Origin of the sequence: Croceibacterium segetis, from assembly GCF_011320115.1 — a bacterium.
In the GTDB taxonomy this organism is placed as follows: Bacteria; Pseudomonadota; Alphaproteobacteria; order Sphingomonadales; family Sphingomonadaceae; genus Croceibacterium_B; species Croceibacterium_B segetis.
Genome location: NZ_JAANOZ010000003.1, coordinates 124,897 through 144,794, shown reverse-complemented (window position 1 = coordinate 144,794; position 19,898 = coordinate 124,897). Strand labels below are relative to the sequence as shown.

Here is a 19,898-nt window from a genome sequence, read left to right as displayed (position 1 = left end):
CACTCGATGCTTCGTGACGACCTCAAGCAGGCGCAAATTTCGGCGATGAAGGCCGGCGACAAGGAGCGCCTCGCGGCGGTCCGGCTGATCCTCGCCAAGGTCAAGGATCGCGACATCGAGCAACGCACCTCCAGCAAACAAATCGAGGACGACGCGCTGATCATCGACACGCTGCAGAAGATGGCCAAGCAGCGCCGCGAATCGATCGAGATGTTCGACAAGGGCGGGCGCGACGAACTGGCCGCCGTCGAACGCAGCGAGCTCAAGGTGATCGAGGAATTCCTTCCCCGCCAGATGGACGAAGCCGAGACCAAGGCCGCGATCGAGGCGATCAAGGGCGAGTTCGGCGCGAGAAGCCTCAAGGACATGGGCAAGGTCATGGCCGAACTGAAGGCGCGCCACGGCACCGTGCTCGACATGGGCCGGGCGAGCGGATGGGTGAAGGACGCGCTGCAGTGAAGCAGGCCGCCGCCCTGCCCCTGTTGCTGTTGGCGGCGTGCTCCAGATCGCCTGAGGCGCCCTCGCCCACGCCATCGCCGGTCGTCACGCCCGACAAGCCGCACACGCTCGTTCCGGCGGATTTCGCGACGCTCAAGCTCGGCGCCAAAGTCGCCGGCTCGGATGCCACGGGCAAGTTCGTCTCTGACGGGCAGGTCGTGGCCGAAGTCGAAAGCTACGTCGCTTGTCCCGAAGGGGTCACCGCTTGCGATCCCGAGGCACTGCCCGCCGGCACGGTCTACACCTACGTGCACCGGGTCGTCCCCGGGAAAACAGTCGCCAGCGCAACCCTGTTCCGCACTGCCCGCCCGGCCGGAGGGTTCGCCAACGGCGTCGGCATCGACAATTCCCAAGCCGCCGCCGCGCTCGGGCCTGACGGCCAGGTCGACGTCGCGGCGGACAACGGCGCGCTCGTCTGGCGAGTGATCGGCGGCGACGGGTGGAAAGCCGGCGAGCCGATCACTTTCTTCTGGCAATCGACGCTGCCGCCCGCGCTTTCGACTGAGGCTTACCTGGTCGAGACGGACGGCAGCGTGGCGATGGGCTCGGGCCCCTTCCCGACAAAGGAAAAGACCGCCGAGCCCCGTTACTAGCCGGCAGTCGGCGTTGACGAGCAGTTCTCGTTGACGATCAGCCAGCTGCCGCTCGCTTCGCGTTTGTAGACATCGGTGCAACGGAACGTGGCGCTGGCCTTCGCGCTCGAGCTGATGTCGTCGCCATAGGAGCTGACGACAAAGGCATCGGGGCCGAGGAGCTGGATCTTCTTGGCCTTGATCACGATCTTGTCGATTTTCGCCGCCGCAAACGCGTCCTGGTTCTTGTCCCAGGTCGAGCGATCCGTAACGAGCGGCCCGACGAAGTCGAAACCCGCGACGTCGGAGGCATAGAGCGCCTTGATCGTCGCCGCATCGGCCGACTGCCACCCCGCGATCGTGGTGTCGAACGCCTTGCCGGCCTCGTCTTCAGTCACCGCGGCTGCAGTCGCATCGGCCGTCGGTGATGGCGCGCTTTGCTGGCAAGCGACGAGCAGGGCGTAGAGCGCGACGATGGCGATAAGAGTGGGTCGGCGCATGGGTCGGTCTCCGGTCAGGGGCGACCCCTCTTTGCCGGATACACGTTTTGCCGCCTTTCTCACCTGAATTCGCCCGCACGCGGGTTTGAGCAGCGGGGCTATCCGGCTTACAACCCGCTCATGGCCCTCACCCCCCAATGGCTGGACGAACTGCGTGCGCGGGTGACGCTGTCGAGTGTGATCATGCGCACGACCAAGCTGCAAAAGGCCGGGCGCGAGTGGAAGGCCTGCTGCCCGTTCCACAACGAGAAGAGCCCGAGCTTCACAGTCAGCGACGAAAAGGGCTTCTACCATTGCTTCGGCTGCGGCGCGCACGGCGACGTCATCCGCTGGATGACCGACCAGCGCGGGCTGTCGTTCATGGATGCGGTGAAGGAGCTGGCGTCGGAGGCCGGGATGGAAGTTCCCCGCGCCGATCCCCGCGAAACCGAGCAGGCGGAGCGCCGCGCAGGTTTACATGACGTCATGGCGTCGGCGCAGGAATGGTTCAAAAACAATCTCCTGGCGGATGAAGGTCGAAAGGCGCGCGAATACCTGGCGGCACGGGGCCTCGACGGCCACACGATCGAGCGCTTCGGGTTCGGCTACGCGCCGGAGGATCGCAAGGCGCTGAAGAAGGCCTTGGCGCGATATCCCGAGCCGATGCTGGTCGAAGCCGGACTGCTGATCGCGGTGGACGACAAGGAGCCTTACGATCGTTTCCGCGGCCGGCTCATGCTGCCGATCCAGGACGCGCGCGGGCGAGTGATCGCATTCGGCGGGCGCATCCTCGAACGTGGCAAAACAGATGCCCCTAAGTATCTGAATTCACCGGATACACCCCTATTCGACAAAGGTCGCACGCTTTACAACCTCCACCGCGCGGGCCCCGCCTCGCGCAAAACCAACCGCATCGTCGTCGTCGAAGGCTACATGGACGTCATCGCCCTTGCTGCGGCCGGGATTGAGGAAACCGTCGCGCCGATGGGCACCGCGCTGACCGAGCGGCAGATCGAACTCCTCTGGCGCATGGTCGAAGTGCCGATCCTGTGCTTCGACGGCGATGCCGCCGGCCAGCGTGCGGCGATGCGCGCCGCCGCCCGCGCCCTGCCCCTGCTCCGCCCCGGGCATTCGCTGGCGTTCGTCCACATGCCGGCCGGGCTCGATCCGGATGACCTCCTGCGCAAGGATGGACGAGGGGCGATGGACCGCCTGCTCGCCGAGCCGCACAGCCTGCTCGAGACGTTGTGGCGTCACGAAAGCAACGCCCAGCCGCTGCGCTCGCCCGAGGACAAGGCCGGGCTGAAGGAACGGCTGATGGCCCACGCCGAGAGCATCCAGCACCCGGAGATCCGCGCGCTTTACAAGCGCGAGCTGGGCGACAGGTTTTCCGCCTTCGCCTTTCCCAAGCGCGAGTTCGTGCCGCGCAAGGACTGGCGCGCGAAGCTCTCCGACAAGCGCTCGAATGCGCCGAGCGACACCGCAGGGCTACGCCGCGCGCGTAGCGGCGCGCGCGACCATTTGACGCAAGCGGTCCTCGCGGGCTTCGCCCGTCACCCGCACGAGATCGCCCGCCACGCCGAGGCCCTCGCCCGCCTCGCCAGCGCCGCCGGAGAAACCGCGCAGGCGATCGACGCCTTGCTCGATGCCTCCGAGGCGCTTGAAGCGGGCGGCGGAAGCCCCATATCCGCGCTCAAGGTCGTCGCGCCGCCGCCGGAAAGCACCCGTTTTTCCTTCCTCGTCGAAGGAACCGATCCGCAAGACGCACGCGAAGACCTGGCCGAAGCGGTTTCGCTGCTGGTCGAAAGGCCCGCGCTCGAAGCGGCGATTGCCGAGGCGACGGCGCGATTCGAAGCCGATCCGGAAGGCGCTTTCGCCGAGCAGCAGCGGCTGCGCAAACGAAAGCTGGAAATCGAGGTGCGACTCGGGCAGATGGCCCGGAAACGCGCCGCCGGTTCGGCGTTGGAACATGGTGACACGGGCGCTCCCGCAGGCGACCGCGAACAGGAAACGGAATAAGCACAGCGATGGCGTCGGAAGAAATCACCACCAACGGCAGCGGCAATGACGACGCACCGCTGATCGATCTCAACGAAGGGACGATCAAGAAGCTCGTCGCCAAGGGCAAGCGCAAGGGCTACCTGACTTACGACGAGCTCAACGCCGCGCTGCCGCAGGACGAGCTTTCGTCCGAACAGATCGAAGACGTGATGTCGGCGATCTCCGAAATGGGCGTCAACATCGTCGAGAGCGACGAGGACGCCTCCGAGGAAGACGGCGAGGACGCCGAGGGTCCCGAGGAAATCGCCGCTTCGGACGACGACGGCGAAGAGCAGCAGCACGTCCCCGAAAAGAAGAAGAAAGAGACCACCGAGCGCACCGACGACCCGGTACGGATGTACTTGCGCGAGATGGGCGCGGTCGAGCTGCTCAGCCGCGAGGGCGAGATCGCCATCGCCAAGCGCATTGAAGCCGGCCGCGACACGATGATCATGGGCCTGTGCGAGAGCCCGATCACGTTCCACGCGATCATCATGTGGTCCGAAGCGCTCAACAACGGCGAGATGCAGCTGCGCGAGATCCTCGATCTCGACGCGATGCTCTCGAAGGAACCTCCCGTCGAGAAGATGGAGGAAGAGAACGAGGACGACAGCGGCGAGATCTCCGAGGAGACCGCCGGCCCGACCTACAAGGAAGAGGAAGAGGTCGAGGAAGAAGAAGAGGCCGACGCCGACGAGGACGAGGACGGCGAGCCCCGCCCGCGCCAGCGCGAAGAGGAGGACGAGGAAGACAACACCCTCAGTCTCGCGCAGATGGAAGCCGCGCTCAAGCCAGAGGCGCTCGAGCGATTCGCGCGCATCACCCAGCTGTTCAAGAAGTTCGAGAAGCTCCAGGGCGAGCGGGTCGACACCCTCGGCCGCGGCGACGATTTCCCCGCCGCCAAGGAGAAGAAGTACGAGGCGCTGCGCGAAGAGCTCACCGCCGAGGTAGAGAGCGTGCAGTTCCACGCCACCAAGATCGAATACCTCGTCGACAACCTCTACGCCTTCAACCGCCGCCTGACCGCGCTGGGCGGCCAGATGCTGCGCCTCGCCGAGCGGCATAAGATCAAGCGCTCCGACTTCCTCACCGAGTATGTTGGGCATGAACTTGATGAAGAATGGCTCGCCGGCATGGCGAAGAAGGACAAGAAGTGGGCCGCCTTCGTCGAGAAGGAAGCCGAAGCGGTCGAGCGCATTCGCGCCGAGATCGCCGACATCGCCGCCGCCACCGGCATGTCGCTCACCGAGTTCCGCCGGATCGTCAACATGGTCCAGAAGGGCGAACGCGAGGCGCGCATCGCCAAGAAGGAAATGGTCGAGGCCAACCTGCGCCTGGTCATCTCGATCGCCAAGAAATACACCAACCGCGGCCTGCAATTCCTCGACCTGATCCAGGAGGGCAACATCGGGCTGATGAAGGCGGTCGACAAGTTCGAGTACCGCCGCGGCTATAAGTTCAGCACTTACGCCACCTGGTGGATTCGTCAGGCGATCACCCGCAGCATCGCCGATCAGGCGCGCACGATCCGCATCCCGGTGCACATGATCGAGACGATCAACAAGCTCGTGCGCACCTCCCGCCAGTTCCTCCACGAGCAGGGCCGCGAGCCCACGCCCGAGGAAATGGCCGAGCGTCTGTCGATGCCGCTCGAGAAGGTCCGCAAGGTGATGAAGATCGCCAAGGAGCCGATCAGCCTGGAGACCCCGATCGGCGACGAGGAAGACAGCCACCTGGGCGACTTCATCGAGGACAAGAATGCGGTGATCCCGGTCGATGCGGCGATCCAGGCCAACCTCAAGGAGACCGTTACGCGAGTGCTCGCGTCACTAACTCCGCGCGAGGAACGCGTGCTGCGCATGCGTTTCGGCATCGGCATGAACACCGACCACACGCTGGAGGAAGTCGGCCAGCAGTTCTCGGTCACCCGCGAACGCATCCGGCAGATCGAGGCCAAGGCGCTGAGGAAGCTCAAGCACCCGAGCCGGTCGCGGAAGATGCGCAGCTTCCTCGATCAGTAAATCGCCGGCGAGCGGAGGCTCGCTGAACTACATTCGCCCGATCGCCGGCCCGCGCTTTCGCGGATTTCGGCAACGGTCCATTTCCTGCTCCGCCGCAATCGTGCGCCGGCAACCCAGAACCGAGCGCCATGCCCTTCTCTAGCCTCCCTACCCATCTCGCCGATGCGCTGACCAAGCGCGGGTATACCGGCCTCACCCCCGTTCAGGCCGCGGTTCTTGAACCCCAAGCTGCCGGCCGGGACCTGATCGTCTCGGCCCAGACCGGCTCGGGCAAGACGGTCGCCTTCGGGCTCGCGATGGCCAGCGAACTTCTCAACGAAAGCGGGGTCACGTCTCCGGCGGCCAAGCCACTCGCGCTGGTCATCGCGCCGACCCGCGAACTGGCCCTGCAGGTCAGCCGCGAGCTAATCTGGCTCTACTCCGGCGCCGGGGCGCGCATCACCACTTGCGTCGGCGGAATGGACGCCTCGAAGGAGCGCCGCAGTCTCGGTTACGGCACGCATATCGTCGTCGGCACGCCGGGCCGCCTGCGCGACCACCTCGAACGCGGCGCGCTCGACCTTTCGGCGCTCAAGGCGGTGGTGCTCGACGAAGCCGACGAGATGCTCGACATGGGTTTTCGCGAGGAGCTCGAGGAGATCCTCGACGCCACGCCCGAGAGACGCCGCACGCTACTGTTCTCGGCCACACTGCCGCGGCCGATCATCGCCCTCGCCAAGCGCTACCAGCGCGACGCGCACCGCATCTCGACCGTCGGCGACGACCGCGGGCACGGCGACATCACCTATCAGGCGGTGACCGTTTCGCCCTCGGAGATCGAGAACGCGGTGGTCAACCTCCTGCGTTTCCACGAAGCCGAGACGGCGATGCTGTTCTGCGCCACGCGCGACAATGTTCGCCATCTTCATGCTACGCTGCAGGAGCGCGGCTTCGCGGTCGTCGCCTTGTCGGGCGAGCACTCGCAGGCCGAGCGCAACCAGGCGATGCAGGCCTTGCGCGATCGGCGCGCGCGGGTCTGCGTCGCGACCGACGTCGCCGCGCGCGGCATCGACTTGCCGAGCCTGAGCCTGGTGGTCCACGTCGAGATCCCGCGCGATCCCGAAGTGCTCCAGCACCGCTCGGGCCGTACCGGTCGCGCGGGCAAGAAGGGTACCGCGGTCATCGTCGTGCCCTACCCGCGCCGCCGCCGCGTCGAATCGATGCTGCGCGATGCGCGGATCGAGGCCGATTGGATCGACGCGCCGACTCCCGAAGCAATCCGCGTACAGGATCGCGGACGCCTGCTGGCCAACTTGCTCGAGGCGGTCGAGTTCGACGACGAAGACCGTGAGCTGGCGGTCCGCCTGATGGCCGAACGCAGCCCGGAGGATATCGCTGCCGCTCTGGTCCACGCGCATCGTGCGGCGATGCCTCAGCCCGAAGAATTGATCGCCAACACTCCGGAAGCTCGCGAAGCGGCGCAAAAAGAGCGTCACCGGCCCGGATTCGAAGACACCGTGTGGTTCCGCCTGGCTGTTGGCCGCAAACAGAACGCCGATCCGCGCTGGATCCTCCCGATCCTCTGCCGCCGCGGCCACGTCACCCGCGGTGAGATCGGCGCGATCCGCCTCGGTCCGGAAGAGACTTTCGTGCAAATTCCTCGCGCGGTCGCCGCCAAGTTTGCCGATGCGGTGAAACGCACCGCAGCCGCCGAACTGGCCGCGGGCGAGGAAAGCATGCTGATCGAGCCGTCAGAGAGCGGGCCGCGCGATACCGCCCGGCAAAGCCGTCGCGACGGCCCGCCCAGGCGCGCGCCGAACGACGGCCCACCGCGCGGTAAGCCGAAGGTCCACCGCAAGGGCAAGCACCCGCATAATGCCAACCGTCCGCCGAAGACTTATTCCGACAGGAAGCCGCGCGGCTAGGGGGCGGAGCCAGCTTGCCTGCGCACCGATTGCCAGAACAAGCCCGCCGAAAGCAGCCACATTCCCGCGAAGCCGAGGTTCAGCACCAACACGCCGGCGAAGCCGGGCGGTTCGCTCGCGCCCCAGCCACCGTGGGCCGCGAGCGCCGTGATCAGCAACTGGAAGCCGCCCGTGGCAAGCATCGCGCGGCTCATGCCGGCGGGACGAAACGCGGCGGCGAAGGCGGCCGCGGCTGCGAGAAGCACTTCGCAAAAGTAGGCCGCGTTGTGCGGGTCGTCCTCGTTGCCGATCACGCCGACGGCCAAGTTGACCCAGATGAGCAGGAAGGCAGCGGTCAGCGCGACGGCGACGCCTGTGCGATAGGCCCACCCACCGGACAGCTTGACCGCCGCTTCATAAAGCAGCGCGGTACCAATGATCATCACCCCGGCGAACACGAAGTCGCCGACGGTCCAGTTAACCTCGTCGCTGACCTGCATCGCCAGCGCCGGGACGGCCAGCAGGGTTCCCGCCACCGTCCACCGCGTGATCCGCCAGGCGTTCCAGGGTCTGTGTGCCAATTCCGTCATGCTCTTGCCTCCATCCATATCGAGGGCTTACCCCTGCGCGCGGGAGCGGTGAGCGCCATGAGCAAGGGCTGAGATTTCACTGAAAAATGGATCCGGGGACGTTCACCTTTGAAGAATTTTCGCTCGATCATGGCGACCGGCGGCTGTGCCGCGCCGGCGAACCGGTCGAGATCAGCAACCGCTATTTCGACGCCCTCGCGCTGCTGCTTAGCGAGCCCGGCAAGCTGGTCTCGAAGGACCGTTTCATGGACGAGGTGTGGCGCGGCATCCCGGTAACCGACGAGGCGCTCACCCAGTGCATCAAGACCCTGCGCCGCCAGCTCGGCGACGACGCTGCGAGCCCGCGATTCATCGAGACGGTGCCCAAGCACGGCTATCGCTTCATCGCGCCGGTCATGCGCCTGGGGTCCGCGGCTGAGACAAGGTCGGCAGCGGCATCCGGTCCTTGGCCAGCGTTCTGGCTGACCGGCGCCGCCGGAGCCGTCGGCGGCGGGCTGGCCGGCCTGCTCGGCGGATTCCTCTACGGCTTCGCGGCTTCCGCCCAAGGCATGGGCGCGACGACGCTGCTGCTGGTGTTGATGGCGCTGACCGCCGGGCTCGGCCTGATCGGCGGCGCAGGAGTCGGCCTCGGTATCGGCGCGGCCGCCTTTGCCCCGATTCAACGCTGGCAATGGCCGGTACTCGGCGGCCTTGCAGGCGGCTTCGTGGTCGGCGCGCTGGCCAAGCTGCTCGGGCTCGATGCCTTCAACTTGCTGTTCGGGCACGCTCCGCGCGACATGACCGGAGCCTCCGAAGGCGCACTGCTCGGCGCGGCCATCGGCTTCGGCACGTGGTTGGCCAGAGGTGGAACACCGCTGCGCGGCATCGCCTGCGGCGCGTTGACCGGAGCGGTGGCCGGGCTGCTGATACCCATGCTCGGCGGGCACATGCTCGGCGGCAGCCTCGACCTGCTCGCGCGGCAATTCCCGGATTCGCACGTCCGCCTCGATTCGATCGCGCACTTGCTGGGCGAGAGCGGCTTCGGCCGTGTGAGCCAAACCGTCACCGGGGCGATCGAAGGCACGGTATTCGGCGCGGGGGTGGTGGGGGCGCTGACCATTGGCCGCCGCTATCTCCGGTGACCGCGGGCTACGACTTCATCGTCGTCGGCTCGGGCTCCTCGGGCGCAGTGGTGGCAGCGCGGCTGAGCGAGGACCCTTCGGTGTCGGTGCTCTTGCTCGAGGCCGGGCCACGCGACCAGCATCCCTTGCAGCTGATGCCGCTGGCGTTTCCGCGCGTGGCGATGGGGCGGATCGGCACCTGGCAGTTTGAATCCGAACCCGAGCCCGGGCTGCACGGCCGCCGCCTGGCGATCCCGCGCGGGCGGACGCTCGGCGGCACCTCGTCGATCAACGCAATGATCGCAATCCGCGGAAACCGGCGCGACTACGACGACTGGGCAGCTCAAGGCCTGGCAGGGTGGAGCTACGCTGAGGTGCTGCCCTACTTCAAGAAGCTGGAGACTCACTGGGGCGGCGCCGGCCCCTACCACGGCGGCGATGGCCCGGTGCACATCTCGCGGATGGAAGGGCCGGACTTGCTGTGGGAGCCACTGCTCGCGGCGGCGAACGCGGCAGGCGTTCGCTATCGCGACGATCCCAACGGGCCCGAGCAGGACGGCATCTCGCGGATGGAATCCACGGTCTACCACGGCCTCCGCGTCAGCTCCGCTCGGGCCTATCTCTACCCAGCGAAGGACCGGACCAACCTCACGATCGAGACCCGCGCTCTCGTTCAACGGATCGTGGTGCGCGGCGGCCGGGCGATCGGCGTGCAATTCGTCAAGCGCGGGCAACTGCTGACCGTTATCGCCAACGAGGAAGTGGTCCTTTCGGCCGGCGCTTATGGCTCGCCGCAGGTCCTCATGCTCTCGGGGATCGGCGCGGCGGACGAGCTGCGCGGCGCAGGCATCGAGCCGGTGCACGACTTGCCGGCCGTCGGACGCAACCTCGCCGATCATCCCAACATCATCAATGAATACGACCTCGTCGGCGACGAAGGCTTGACCCGCCATCTACGCGCCGACCGGGCCGCGCGGGCCGCGGCGCGCTGGTTCGCGCGCCAGTCAGGCCCGTTCGCGTATACCGGCACCTCAGCGAACGTCTTCGCACGCTCGAAAGGAGGCCTCGATCGGCCCGACTTGCAGATGATGGCGCTGCCGCTCAGCGGCGACGCCCGGCTATGGGTGCGCAAGCCGGTGTCGCGGGTGTCGGTCCGCACCGGTTATCTCGCGCAAAAGTCTCGCGGCTGGGTCAAGCTGCGCTCGGCCGACCCGCGCGAACCACCGCGCATCTTCCTCAACCTCTTCGCCGAGCCAGGCGATCTGACAGGGATGGTCCACGCCTTGCGCCTAAGCCGCAGCATCTATGCGCAAAGCCCGTTGCGAGAGCTGATCGCCCGTGAAAACCTGCCCGGAGCCGAGGTGCAGGGCGACGCGGACCTGGCCGAATACATCCGCCGCCACGCGACCCACCGGGCGCATCCCGCCGGCTCGTGCCGGATGGGAACGGAGTCCGACGCCGTGGTCGACGCCGAGCTCCGCGTGCGCGGCATCGACGGCTTGCGCGTGGCCGATGCGTCGATCATGCCTGCCCTGCCGCGCGGCAATCCGAACCTCGCCTGCATGATGATCGGCGAAAAAGCCGCCGACCTCATTCTGGGCCGCACGTTGCCATCCGAGACGCCGGAGTGACGGCCGGCGATTTAGTTCGATACCGACGGTCAATCCGCTGCTAGGCTGGCGTCATAGGTCAAGCCGTCTGGGGAGAGGGTGGGAATGGCGTCGGTATCAGCTGAACCTCGTGCGCGCGGTTTGACGAGCTCGCGTTACCAGGCCGTGCTCGTCGGGCTGCTCGGGGTGAACCTCGGGATAGTCTTCCTCGACCGCACGGCGTTCGGCCTGCTGGCGCCGATGATCCAGCCAGAGTTTCACCTGAGCAACACGGATATCGGCCTGATCAACGCCGTCCTCGCCGTCACCTGGTCGATCTCGAGCTTCGGCCTCACTCGGGCCGCCGACCTGACGGGCCGCAGCAAGCTGCTGCTGGTTGCCGCGACGGTGATCTTCTCGCTGGCGTCGATCAGCTCCGGGCTGGCGGTCGGCTTGCTAACCTTGCTTGCCGCGCGGGCGCTGATGGGGCTTGCCGAAGGTGGCCTGCCGCCGCTGACCTTCCACATCGTCAACAGCGAGGTGGCGACCGAAAGACGCGGGCTGGCGGTCGGCCTGACTTCGACCATCGGCCTGCAGGCAATTCCGCTACTCGGTCCGCTGATCATCGTCGGCGTCGGCACCGCGTATGGCTGGCGCGAGGCGTTCTGGGTCGCCGGCGTCCCCGGCCTGATCATGGCGGTGGTCATCTGGCTGTTCATTCGCAACCCGCCGCACACGCGGACCGATGATACGCCGAAAGGCGCCATCGGGCCGTTGCTGATGGTGAGGAACATTCGCTTCTCGATGATCCTCGCCGTGCTCAACATGACTTCGTACGGGGCGCTGCTCGGGTTCGGGCCGCTGTACATCGTCAACGTCGCCGGCCTGAGCAACGGGGCGATGAGCGTGATCATGACCGCCGTTGCCATGGGCGGGGTGTTCTTCGCATTCGTCGGACCGATGCTGTCCGATCGTGTGGGCCGCAAGCCGGTGATCTTCGGCTGCTACGCGATCTCGGCGGCGGGAGCGATGCTACTGGCCTTCGGCGATCACACCTTACCACTCGTGTTCGCCGGTGCCGTCTTGGCCGGAGCCGGCGGAGCCGGGACCGGCGCGCTGATCATGGCGATCATCCCAGGCGAATCCGCCCCCGCGCACCTCAAAGGCACGGCGATGGGCTTCAACGCCGGCGTCGGCGAGTTGCTTGGCGCGGGCGGAATGTCTGTGGTCGTCGGCTGGCTCGCCGATAGTGCAGGATTGGGCGTGGTCCCATGGGTCTTGCTTGCGGTCGCAGTGCTGTTCTGTCTGATCACCCTGGCGCTCAGGGAGACCGCGCCGAAAGTGATCGAACGACGGATCGGCGCGACCGCGTAGACCCACCGCTGTCCGCATGACCGAACCCGATCAGCTAGCTCCGCCGGCCGGCAAAGCTGCCACCTTCCTGAAGACCCTCGGCCCGGGGCTGATCACCGGCGCGGCAGATGACGATCCGAGCGGAATCGGCACGCACAGCCAGGTCGGCGCCGAATTCGGCTACGGCCTTGCCTGGACTTTCGTTCTCAGTTTTCCGCTCATGGTGGCGATACAGGAGATAGCCGCCGAGATCGGCCGGGTGACCGGCGCGGGAATCGCCCGCAACCTGCGGCGGCATTACCCCCGCTGGCTGCTGTGGTTCATGGTCTCGCTTCTGCTGATCGCCAACGTGATCAACCTCGGAGCCGATCTCAGCGCGATGGGCGCTTCTCTCGCGATGCTCACCGGCGGTCCGCCCGGGCTCTACACGCTCGGCTTCGGCGTCGTGTGCATCGTGCTTGAGGTCTGGCTCAGCTATCCACGCTACGCTTCGGCCCTCAAATGGATCTCGCTCTCGCTGTTCACCTATGTCGCGGTCGTGATGGTCGCCGGTGTCCCCTGGGGGCACGCGCTGCGCTCGCTGGTGGTGCCGGAGTTGCAGTCCAACATCGCCTATGCGACCGCCTTTGTCGCTATTCTCGGGACGACAATCAGCCCCTACCTGTTCTTCTGGCAAGCCGCGCAAGAGATCGAAGAGCAGCACCGCAGCCACGCCAAGCCGCTGTGCCTGACCCCGAAGTCCACCGGCCCCGAGATGAAGCGCATTCGCGTCGACACGCTCACAGGAATGGCGTTCAGCACGCTCATTTCGTTGGCAATCGTCTACGCCACCGCGGCCACGCTCCATGCTCATGGGATTCGCGACATCGAGACCTCTTCGCAGGCCGCCGAGGCGCTTCGCCCGATCGCCGGCCAGTTCGCGTTCGCGATGTTCGCCGCCGGAATTATCGGCACCGGGCTGCTTGCCGTGCCGGTGCTCGCAGGCTCGGCCGCTTACGCGGTGTCGGAGATGGCGGGTGTCGCCGGTAGCCTCGATGCAAAGCCGCTCGCCGCTCGGCTCTTCTACGGCACGATTGCCGCCACCACCCTGGCCGGCGCCTCGCTCTCCTGGATTGGGATCGACCCGGCGCGAGCGCTGTACTGGACAGCCGTGGTCAACGGACTGCTGGCCAGCCCGTTGATGATCATGATGATGCTGATCGTGAGCAACCCGCGAGCGATGGGGCGCGTGGTGATCTCGCGGAGGCAGAAAGTCTTCGGCTGGGCGGCAACGGTGGTGATGATCGCCGCGTCTGCGCTGTTCCTCGGCTTCGCCGCAATCGACCTGTGATGAGCTTCAGGCCGCTTATCCTACTGCCGAGACGTTCGCCAATTCGCTGATGCCGAAGCGTTCGCGGGCTTCCTCGACGGTGGCCGGCTCCATCCCAAAGAATCTCCCCATGGTCACCGCCGCCTCGACCATTTCTCTGTTGTCGCGGGCGATCGAACCGTCAGGCAAATAGAGCCCATCCTCGAAGCCGACGCGCACGAGGTCGCAGTGCATCGACAGCCCGAGCGCGATCATCGGGAACATCGCGCGACCGGTAGAGGTCATCCCCCAGATCGCCCGGGGGAAATAGCGCAGGCCTTCCTCGACATTGAAGATCAGATTGCGCGCGATCGCCGGTACCGCACCGTAACCGCCGCCGTGGAGCAGCCAGACGTTATCGCGGTCGCGGTCGAACAGCCCTTCCTCGGCATAGCGCAGCAGCCGGTGGATCGAGCTCGCCTCGACGATCTCGTATTCGAGCGCCGAGCCCATCGCGTAGACCGCCTTGATGGTCTGCTTGAGCAGATCGGGCGAGTTCACATAGGGCGTCTCGTTCACGTAGCCACCCTCGGGATGATAGAAATCGGCCGATCCACCGGCGATGCCGAACAGGTCCTGCCGTGGCTCCAGTTCCAGCAGACCCAAACGCTCGGCGTCGGTCGGCCAGATGAATTGCCCGGTGTCCGGATCGCGTCGGACCCCGATGCCGTTCGTCGTCTGGATCAGGACCGGCGAGCGGGCGCGGATCTGGCGGATGATCTCTGCGTAGACCTCCTTGTCGCCGGTGTTCTTGCCGTCTGGGCCGCGAGCGTGGACATGGACCATCGCCGCGCCGGCTTCCCAGCAGCGCGCGGCGGCCTCACCGATTTCCTCGGGCTGCTTGGGGACGACCGCCCCGTCACGGTCCTGCTGCATGCCGCCGTTGAGCGCGGCGCTGACGATGAACTTGTTGCCGGCGAACATTGGTAATCCCCTCCCTTGCGTGATCAGCGTACCTGGCGCCCCTCGATGGGATAGGCCGGATCGGTGTAGCCCGGCGTCGAGGCGTGGCCCGGCGGCACGAGACTGTCGACGAACGCCTCGTCCTCGGCATCGAGCGCGGCGTCGATAGCGGGGACGTAGGCGTCCCATTGCTCTTCGGTACGCGGGCCGACGATCGGCGCGGTGACGAACCTGTTGCGCATCACCCAGGCGATGGCGAAGGCGACTGTCGATAGGCCCCTGGCCTCGGCGCGCTCGGCTACCTTGCGGGCAATCTCGAGCGATTCCGGCCGCCACTCGGTCTGCATGATGCGCACGTCGTTGCGTCCCGCGCGCGAGCCTTCGGGCGGCGGCGCGCCGAGATCGTACTTGCCGCTGAGCACCCCGCGGGCGAGCGGACTGTAGGGCGCGACGCCGATCCCGCAGTGGCCGGCCGCGGGCAGTTGCTCGACCTCGGACAGGCGGTCGACGATGTTGTAGAGCGGCTGGCTGACGATCGGCCGGTCCATGCCGAGCCGATCGGCCACGCGGCAGACTTCCATGATCCGCCAGGCCTTGAAATTCGAGACGCCGTAGTAGCGCACCTTGCCTTGGGCCATCAGGTCCTTGATCGCCCGCAGCGGTTCCTCGAAGCCGGCCTCGTTGTCCGAGCGGTGGAAATAGAGAATGTCGATGAAATCCGTGCCGAGCCGGCGCAGGCTGTCGTCGACGTCCTGGAAGATCCACTTGCGCGACTGCCCGCCCTCGTTGGGCTTGCCGCTGCTGTTGTAGCCGAACTTGGTGGCGACGACCCAGTGATGGCGGCTGTCCCTGATCGATCGGCCGACGACTTCCTCGCAAGCCCCGCCGTTGTAGAGGTCGGCCGCGTCGAGGAAGTTGATCCCTTGATCGCGCGCCTTGTCGATGATCCGTTTGGCGGTCGGCTCGTCGGTCGCGCCGCCGAACATCATCGTGCCGAGGCACAACGGCGAGACTTTCAAGGCGCTGCGCCCGAGGTAGCGGTATTCCATGGCCGACTCTCCTTCGCTCCCGCCCCTATAGCTGACCTCGCCGGGGACAAAGCCCATTTGCGGTGGCACCGCGCGCGGCAAATGCTTATGGGCGGTGCATGAAGATCGCCATCGCGTCCGATCATGCCGCGCTCGACATGAAAGCCGACCTCGTCCAGTGGCTCACCGAGCAGGGCCACGAGGTCGCCGATCTCGGGCCCTACGACACCGCGAGCGTCGATTATCCTGACTACGGCTACAAGATTGGCGAGGCGATCGCCTCGGGCGCGGCCGAGCGCGGGATCGCGCTGTGCGGCTCGGGCATCGGCATCGCCATCGCCGCCAACCGCAACCCCAAAGTGCGCTGCGCCCAGGTCTCGGAGCCGCTCTCCGCCAGGCTCTGCCGCTCGCACAACGACGCCAACGCCATCGCCATGGGCGCCCGCCTTATCGGGCCGGAAATGGCCCGCGCCTGCGTCGCCGCATTCCTCTCCACCGAATTCGAAGGCGGCCGCCATGCCGGACGCGTCGACAAGCTTTCCAAGTCACCGCAGGACGCCTGACCCCCATGACCACCGCCAACGCGCCGCAATCCGAGCTTTCAGATGCCGTCAATCGCTTCTGGCACGATAGCCTCGCCGAAGCCGATCCCGATGTTTACCAGGCCATCCGCAACGAGCTCGGCCGGCAGCGCGACCGAATCGAGCTGATCGCTTCGGAAAACATCGCCAGCAAGGCGGTGCTCGAAGCGACCGGATCGGTGTTCACCAACAAGTACGCCGAAGGCTATCCGGGCAAACGCTACTACGGCGGCTGCGAGTACGCCGACGTCGTCGAGACCCTCGCCATCGAGCGGGCAAAGGCGCTGTTCGGCTGCCAGTTCGCCAACGTCCAGCCCAACTCGGGCAGCCAGATGAACCAGGCGGTGTTCTTCGCCTTGCTCAATCCCGGCGACACTTTCATGGGACTCAACCTCTCCGCCGGCGGGCACCTGACGCACGGCTCGCCGGTCAACATGAGCGGCAAATGGTTCAACGCGGTGCCTTACGGGGTGCGCCGCGAGGACCAGCGGCTTGACATGGACGAAGTCCGCCGCCTCGCCCACGAGCACAAGCCCAAGCTGATCATCGCCGGCGCCACCGCCTACCCGCGCCACTGGGACTTCGTCGCCTTCCGCGAGATCGCCGACGAAGTGGGCGCGTACCTGCTGGCCGACATGTCGCATTTTTCGGGCCTCGTCGCCGGCGGCGTTCACCCGAGCCCATTCCCCCACGCGCACGTCGTCACCACGACCACCCACAAGAGCCTGCGCGGCCCGCGCTCGGGCGTGATCCTGTGGAACGACGAGGAATTGTCCAAGCCGCTCAACATGGCGGTGTTCCCCGGCCTCCAGGGCGGCCCGCTGGTCCATGTCATCGCCGCCAAGGCGGTCGCTTTCGGCGAAGCGCTGCGGCCCGAGTTCAAGGCCTATGCCGCGAGCGTGGTCGAGAACGCCAAGGCGCTTGCCGCGAGCCTCGAGGAATCGGGCCTGCGGATTGTCTCGGGCGGGACCGATAATCACCTCATGCTGGTCGACCTCACGCCCAAGGACGTGACCGGGAAAGCGGCGGAAAAGGGCCTCGATCGGGCGTATCTCACCTGTAACAAGAACGGCATCCCGTTCGACACGAAGAGCCCGTTCGTCACCTCGGGCGTCCGTCTCGGAACGCCGGCGGGCACCACCCGCGGGTTCGGCCCGGCCGAGTTCCGCAAGATCGGCGGACTGATTGCAGAAGTCGTCGAGGGACTTGCGAAGAATGGCGACGAAGGCGATGCTCAGGTAGAAGAGAGCGTCCGCCGCCGGGTGGGCGAGCTGTGCGCCGCCTTCCCCGTCTATCCCGGGAGATAAGCCTATGACCGATCCTCACGACGAACCCGATCTGGTCGACGACATGCGCGAGGAAATCGTCGGCATGGCCAAGGAGGGGATGCATCACCCCTCGACCAAGCCGGTGCTGATCGGCGCCGCCGTGGGCGCTGTCGCGGCCGGGATCTTGCCGGTGGTGACCTGGCCGATCGGCTTGCTCGCCGGCGCCGGGTTCATGCTCTACAACCGGGTCAAGCGCTGACTCCTGATGCGCTGCCCCTTCTGCGCGCATGACGACAGCCAGGTAAAGGATTCGCGCCCGACCGAGGACAACACCTCGATTCGTCGCCGCCGCCAGTGCGAAAGCTGCGGCGCCCGATTCACCACCTTCGAGCGGGTTCAGTTGCGCGAGATCGTGGTGATCAAGAGCGGCGGCAAGCGCGAGCCGTTCGAACGCAGCAAGATCGAACAGTCGGTCGCCCTCGCCTGCCGCAAGCGCAGCATCGAACAGGAACGCATCGACCAACTCGTGTCGGGCATCCAGCGGCAAGTCGAAACCATCGGCGAAGCGGAAATCGCCTCGGCGCGCATTGGCGAGATGGTGATGGACGGTCTGCGCCAGCTGGACTCGGTCGCCTACATCCGTTTCGCCAGCGTCTACCGCGACTTCGGCGAAGCGCGCGATTTCGAGGAATTCGCCAGCGCGATCCAGGAAGCCGGTGTGCGGGATGCCGCAAGCGACTCCTGAAGCGCCCGTCATCGTCCTGGTCCGTCCTCAACTGGGCGAGAACATCGGCAAGGCGGCGCGGGCGATGCTCAACTTCGGGCTCACCGAACTTCGCCTGGTCGCTCCGCGCGACGGCTGGCCCAATCCCGCCGCCGGGCCCGCGGCAAGCGGCGCCGATCAGGTTCTCGCGGACGCGCAGGTCTATGACAGCACGGCCGCAGCGGTCGCCGATTGCGCACACGTCTACGCTACTACGGTGCGCAAGCGTGGTGTGACCAAGCCGGTGCTCACGCCCGAATCGGCGGCGCTCGAAATCGCCTCGCAATCCGGGCGAAGCGCGATCCTTTTCGGCCCCGAGCGCTCGGGCCTCGAAACCGATGACGTCGCCCTCGCCCGAACCATCGTTACCGTGCCGATCAACCCCGAGTTCGGCTCGCTCAATCTCGCGCAGGCGGTGATCCTGATGGCTTACGAATGGTCGAAGCATCGCGAGCTCTCGCAGCCTACGCTCGATGAGCAACTGCCGCCGGCCCCGCAGGAAGAACTCGAGGGCTTGATTGCGCATCTCGAGGAGCTGCTCGAGCCGAAAGACTACTTTCGCCCTCCCGCGCGGGCCGAAGCAACGCGCCGGACACTGCGCGGCGTGCTCACCAAGCCCGGCTGGAACCATCTCCAGGTGCGCACGCTCCGCGGCGTGTTGAGCGCGCTCGGGCGAAAGGAACGCTGAGCCCATTCATCTTTGTAATACTTTGTACGTCGTTTGCATTTTCACGCACAGCGATTACTTTATCGCTCACTCTTCGTGGTCGGCAGCGGCAGGTGGTCGCTCCTGAGGATCGAATTGTCAGGAGGATGGAATGCAGGTGAAGATCTTACTGGCAGCCGCGCTCGCAATGGGAATGTCGGCTCCGCTCCTCGCCAAGGACGAGAGCAACGCCAGTGGCGGTGCAACGACCAAGGAAAAGAAGGTCTGCCGCACCGAAAACATCACGGGCTCCCTGATCGGCAAGCGCCGTGTCTGCCTGACGCAGGCGGAATGGGACAAGGTCGCCGCGGAAACCAAGAAGAACCTTGACGAGTACGGCAGCAGGATGGGTGGCATCCGCGAAGGTGCGGGCCAGGCCGGCTGACAAGCCTCTCATAGATTGACATTCCGGTCTCGGGCGGCCATTGGCGCCGCTCGCGATTGGCCCCGCATCCCGGTGAAGCGGCGGCCGCGCTGGAGAATAGCTCCAGCGGTGCGATACCGGGTTGAAACGCTATCGATGGGATAGCGGCAGCAAATTGAAGGATCGACACGATGTCGAAGCGCAAGAGCGCCAAGTACAAACTCGACCGCCGGATGGGCGAAAACATCTGGGGCCGTCCGAATTCTCCGGTCAACCGCCGCTCCTACGGTCCGGGCCAGCACGGCCAGCGTCGCAAGGGCAAGATGAGCGACTTCGGTCTGCAGCTGCGGGCCAAGCAGAAGCTCAAGGGCTACTACGGCGACGTCACCGAGAAGCAATTCAAGGCGACGTACCAGGAAGCCAGCCGGATGAAGGGCGACACCGGGCAGAACCTGATCGGCCTGCTCGAGCGCCGGCTCGACATGGTCGTCTACCGCGCCAAGTTCGCGCCGACGATCTTCTCTGCCCGCCAGCTCGTCAGCCACGGCCACGTTCGCGTCAACGGCGTGAAGTGCAACATCGCCAGCCGCCGCGTGGCGCTCGGCGACGTGATCAGCCTGGGCGACAAGGCCAAGGACATGGCGTTGGTGGCCGAGGCGCAGAGCCTGCCCGAGCGTGACGTTCCCGACTACGTGGCGGCCGACGGCCCCGACAAGGTCACTCTGGCGCGCATCCCGACGCTCGACGAGGTGCCTTATCCGGTGACGATGGAACCGAACCTGGTCGTCGAGTTCTACTCGCGCTGATCTTCG

20 protein-coding genes are annotated in these 19,898 nt (G+C 66.2%); 16 read left to right on the top strand and 4 right to left on the bottom strand.

Translation table 11 applies throughout. The features are described 5' to 3' along the window. Positions 1-6: 6 nt before the first annotated feature. Both G7B69_RS04360 and G7B69_RS04355 read left to right on the top strand, forming a co-directional pair. Positions 7-459 carry a GatB/YqeY domain-containing protein gene (locus G7B69_RS04360; RefSeq protein ID WP_166176491.1) on the top strand — a complete coding sequence of 151 codons (453 nt, stop codon included), beginning with the start codon at positions 7-9 and terminating at the stop codon, positions 457-459. Continuing rightward, positions 456-1,091 carry a hypothetical protein gene (locus tag G7B69_RS04355; RefSeq protein WP_243415025.1) on the top strand — a complete coding sequence of 212 codons (636 nt, stop codon included), beginning with the start codon at positions 456-458 and terminating at the stop codon, positions 1,089-1,091. Before G7B69_RS04360 ends, G7B69_RS04355 begins: the two co-directional genes overlap by 4 nt. Here G7B69_RS04355 and G7B69_RS04350 read toward each other — a convergent pair. Next, complete coding sequence (locus tag G7B69_RS04350; RefSeq protein WP_166176487.1) at positions 1,088-1,570, bottom strand: YybH family protein; 483 nt, start codon at positions 1,568-1,570, stop codon at positions 1,088-1,090. The two genes, G7B69_RS04355 and G7B69_RS04350, sit on opposite strands and share 4 nt — an antisense overlap. A gap of 120 nt (positions 1,571-1,690) precedes the next feature. On the opposite strand from G7B69_RS04350, the gene dnaG reads away from it, so the two are divergent. The 3 genes from dnaG to G7B69_RS04335 all read left to right on the top strand — a co-directional run bounded on the left by dnaG (position 1,691) and on the right by G7B69_RS04335 (position 7,514). Next, on the top strand, positions 1,691-3,568 hold the full coding sequence (gene dnaG / locus G7B69_RS04345; RefSeq protein WP_166176485.1) for a DNA primase: 1,878 nt from the start codon (positions 1,691-1,693) through the stop codon (positions 3,566-3,568). Positions 3,569-3,576: 8 nt separating this feature from the next. After that, entirely contained in the window at positions 3,577-5,610 is a 2,034-nt protein-coding gene (gene rpoD / locus G7B69_RS04340) for an RNA polymerase sigma factor RpoD (RefSeq protein ID WP_166176483.1), read from the top strand. A 128-nt stretch (positions 5,611-5,738) separates the two neighbouring features. After that, on the top strand, positions 5,739-7,514 hold the full coding sequence (locus G7B69_RS04335; RefSeq protein ID WP_166176481.1) for a DEAD/DEAH box helicase: 1,776 nt from the start codon (positions 5,739-5,741) through the stop codon (positions 7,512-7,514). Here G7B69_RS04335 and G7B69_RS04330 read toward each other — a convergent pair. After that, a complete protein-coding gene (locus G7B69_RS04330; protein ID WP_166176479.1) occupies positions 7,511-8,083 on the bottom strand; it encodes a hypothetical protein in 573 nt (190 codons plus the stop codon). The genes G7B69_RS04335 and G7B69_RS04330 overlap by 4 nt on opposite strands. An 86-nt stretch (positions 8,084-8,169) precedes the next feature. On the opposite strand from G7B69_RS04330, the gene G7B69_RS04325 reads away from it, so the two are divergent. From G7B69_RS04325 to G7B69_RS04310, 4 genes are all read left to right on the top strand, one after another. Beyond that, positions 8,170-9,204, top strand: coding sequence for a winged helix-turn-helix domain-containing protein (locus tag G7B69_RS04325; protein ID WP_166176477.1), 1,035 nt, complete (start codon positions 8,170-8,172; stop codon positions 9,202-9,204). Next, on the top strand, positions 9,201-10,814 hold the full coding sequence (locus G7B69_RS04320) for a GMC family oxidoreductase (RefSeq protein WP_166176475.1): 1,614 nt from the start codon (positions 9,201-9,203) through the stop codon (positions 10,812-10,814). Before G7B69_RS04325 ends, G7B69_RS04320 begins: the two co-directional genes overlap by 4 nt. A gap of 120 nt (positions 10,815-10,934) precedes the next feature. Further along, on the top strand, positions 10,935-12,146 hold the full coding sequence (locus G7B69_RS04315) for an MFS transporter (protein WP_166176473.1): 1,212 nt from the start codon (positions 10,935-10,937) through the stop codon (positions 12,144-12,146). Between the two features lie 16 nt (positions 12,147-12,162). Beyond that, entirely contained in the window at positions 12,163-13,455 is a 1,293-nt protein-coding gene (locus G7B69_RS04310; RefSeq protein ID WP_166176471.1) for an NRAMP family divalent metal transporter, read from the top strand. 15 nt (positions 13,456-13,470) lie between these two features. Here the strand turns inward: G7B69_RS04310 and G7B69_RS04305 are convergent, their stop codons facing one another. Together G7B69_RS04305 and G7B69_RS04300 are read right to left on the bottom strand one after the other, a co-directional pair. Beyond that, entirely contained in the window at positions 13,471-14,397 is a 927-nt protein-coding gene (locus tag G7B69_RS04305) for a beta-keto acid cleavage family enzyme (RefSeq protein WP_166176469.1), read from the bottom strand. 23 nt (positions 14,398-14,420) lie between these two features. Next, positions 14,421-15,425, bottom strand: coding sequence for an aldo/keto reductase (locus tag G7B69_RS04300; protein ID WP_166176467.1), 1,005 nt, complete (start codon positions 15,423-15,425; stop codon positions 14,421-14,423). 98 nt (positions 15,426-15,523) lie between these two features. Here G7B69_RS04300 and rpiB point away from each other — a divergent pair, with 98 nt between their 5' ends. The 7 genes from rpiB (at position 15,524) to rpsD (ending at position 19,892) form a co-directional block, all read left to right on the top strand. After that, complete coding sequence (gene rpiB / locus G7B69_RS04295; RefSeq protein WP_166176465.1) at positions 15,524-15,967, top strand: ribose 5-phosphate isomerase B; 444 nt, start codon at positions 15,524-15,526, stop codon at positions 15,965-15,967. A gap of 5 nt (positions 15,968-15,972) precedes the next feature. Beyond that, positions 15,973-17,292 (top strand): serine hydroxymethyltransferase, encoded by a 1,320-nt coding sequence (gene glyA, locus G7B69_RS04290; protein WP_166176463.1) that lies wholly within the window; start codon positions 15,973-15,975, stop codon positions 17,290-17,292. Positions 17,293-17,296: 4 nt separating this feature from the next. Then, positions 17,297-17,512 carry a hypothetical protein gene (locus G7B69_RS04285; protein ID WP_166176461.1) on the top strand — a complete coding sequence of 72 codons (216 nt, stop codon included), beginning with the start codon at positions 17,297-17,299 and terminating at the stop codon, positions 17,510-17,512. A 6-nt stretch (positions 17,513-17,518) separates the two neighbouring features. Next, positions 17,519-17,998 (top strand): transcriptional regulator NrdR, encoded by a 480-nt coding sequence (gene nrdR, locus G7B69_RS04280; protein WP_166176459.1) that lies wholly within the window; start codon positions 17,519-17,521, stop codon positions 17,996-17,998. Further along, complete coding sequence (locus G7B69_RS04275) at positions 17,979-18,704, top strand: RNA methyltransferase (protein WP_166176457.1); 726 nt, start codon at positions 17,979-17,981, stop codon at positions 18,702-18,704. Before nrdR ends, G7B69_RS04275 begins: the two co-directional genes overlap by 20 nt. 130 nt (positions 18,705-18,834) lie before the next feature. Then, positions 18,835-19,107, top strand: coding sequence for a hypothetical protein (locus G7B69_RS04270; RefSeq protein WP_166176455.1), 273 nt, complete (start codon positions 18,835-18,837; stop codon positions 19,105-19,107). 170 nt (positions 19,108-19,277) lie between these two features. Then, positions 19,278-19,892 carry a 30S ribosomal protein S4 gene (gene rpsD, locus G7B69_RS04265; protein ID WP_166176453.1) on the top strand — a complete coding sequence of 205 codons (615 nt, stop codon included), beginning with the start codon at positions 19,278-19,280 and terminating at the stop codon, positions 19,890-19,892. Positions 19,893-19,898 lie beyond the last annotated feature (6 nt).

Bases quoted from the DNA above. Each gene is read 5' to 3' on its own strand.
- rpsD (WP_166176453.1), top strand. From the start codon at position 19,278: ATGTCGAAGCGCAAGAGCGCCAAGTACAAACTCGACCGCCGGATGGGC.
- G7B69_RS04335 (WP_166176481.1), top strand. From the start codon at position 5,739: ATGCCCTTCTCTAGCCTCCCTACCCATCTCGCCGATGCGCTGACCAAG.
- G7B69_RS04270 (WP_166176455.1), top strand. From the start codon at position 18,835: ATGCAGGTGAAGATCTTACTGGCAGCCGCGCTCGCAATGGGAATGTCG.
- G7B69_RS04300 (WP_166176467.1), bottom strand. From the start codon at position 15,425: ATGGAATACCGCTACCTCGGGCGCAGCGCCTTGAAAGTCTCGCCGTTG.
- rpoD (WP_166176483.1), top strand. From the start codon at position 3,577: ATGGCGTCGGAAGAAATCACCACCAACGGCAGCGGCAATGACGACGCA.
- glyA (WP_166176463.1), top strand. From the start codon at position 15,973: ATGACCACCGCCAACGCGCCGCAATCCGAGCTTTCAGATGCCGTCAAT.
- G7B69_RS04325 (WP_166176477.1), top strand. From the start codon at position 8,170: ATGGATCCGGGGACGTTCACCTTTGAAGAATTTTCGCTCGATCATGGC.
- G7B69_RS04350 (WP_166176487.1), bottom strand. From the start codon at position 1,570: ATGCGCCGACCCACTCTTATCGCCATCGTCGCGCTCTACGCCCTGCTC.
- G7B69_RS04305 (WP_166176469.1), bottom strand. From the start codon at position 14,397: ATGTTCGCCGGCAACAAGTTCATCGTCAGCGCCGCGCTCAACGGCGGC.
- dnaG (WP_166176485.1), top strand. From the start codon at position 1,691: ATGGCCCTCACCCCCCAATGGCTGGACGAACTGCGTGCGCGGGTGACG.
- G7B69_RS04275 (WP_166176457.1), top strand. From the start codon at position 17,979: ATGCCGCAAGCGACTCCTGAAGCGCCCGTCATCGTCCTGGTCCGTCCT.
- G7B69_RS04310 (WP_166176471.1), top strand. From the start codon at position 12,163: ATGACCGAACCCGATCAGCTAGCTCCGCCGGCCGGCAAAGCTGCCACC.
- nrdR (WP_166176459.1), top strand. From the start codon at position 17,519: ATGCGCTGCCCCTTCTGCGCGCATGACGACAGCCAGGTAAAGGATTCG.
- G7B69_RS04330 (WP_166176479.1), bottom strand. From the start codon at position 8,083: ATGACGGAATTGGCACACAGACCCTGGAACGCCTGGCGGATCACGCGG.
- rpiB (WP_166176465.1), top strand. From the start codon at position 15,524: ATGAAGATCGCCATCGCGTCCGATCATGCCGCGCTCGACATGAAAGCC.
- G7B69_RS04360 (WP_166176491.1), top strand. From the start codon at position 7: ATGCTTCGTGACGACCTCAAGCAGGCGCAAATTTCGGCGATGAAGGCC.
- G7B69_RS04285 (WP_166176461.1), top strand. From the start codon at position 17,297: ATGACCGATCCTCACGACGAACCCGATCTGGTCGACGACATGCGCGAG.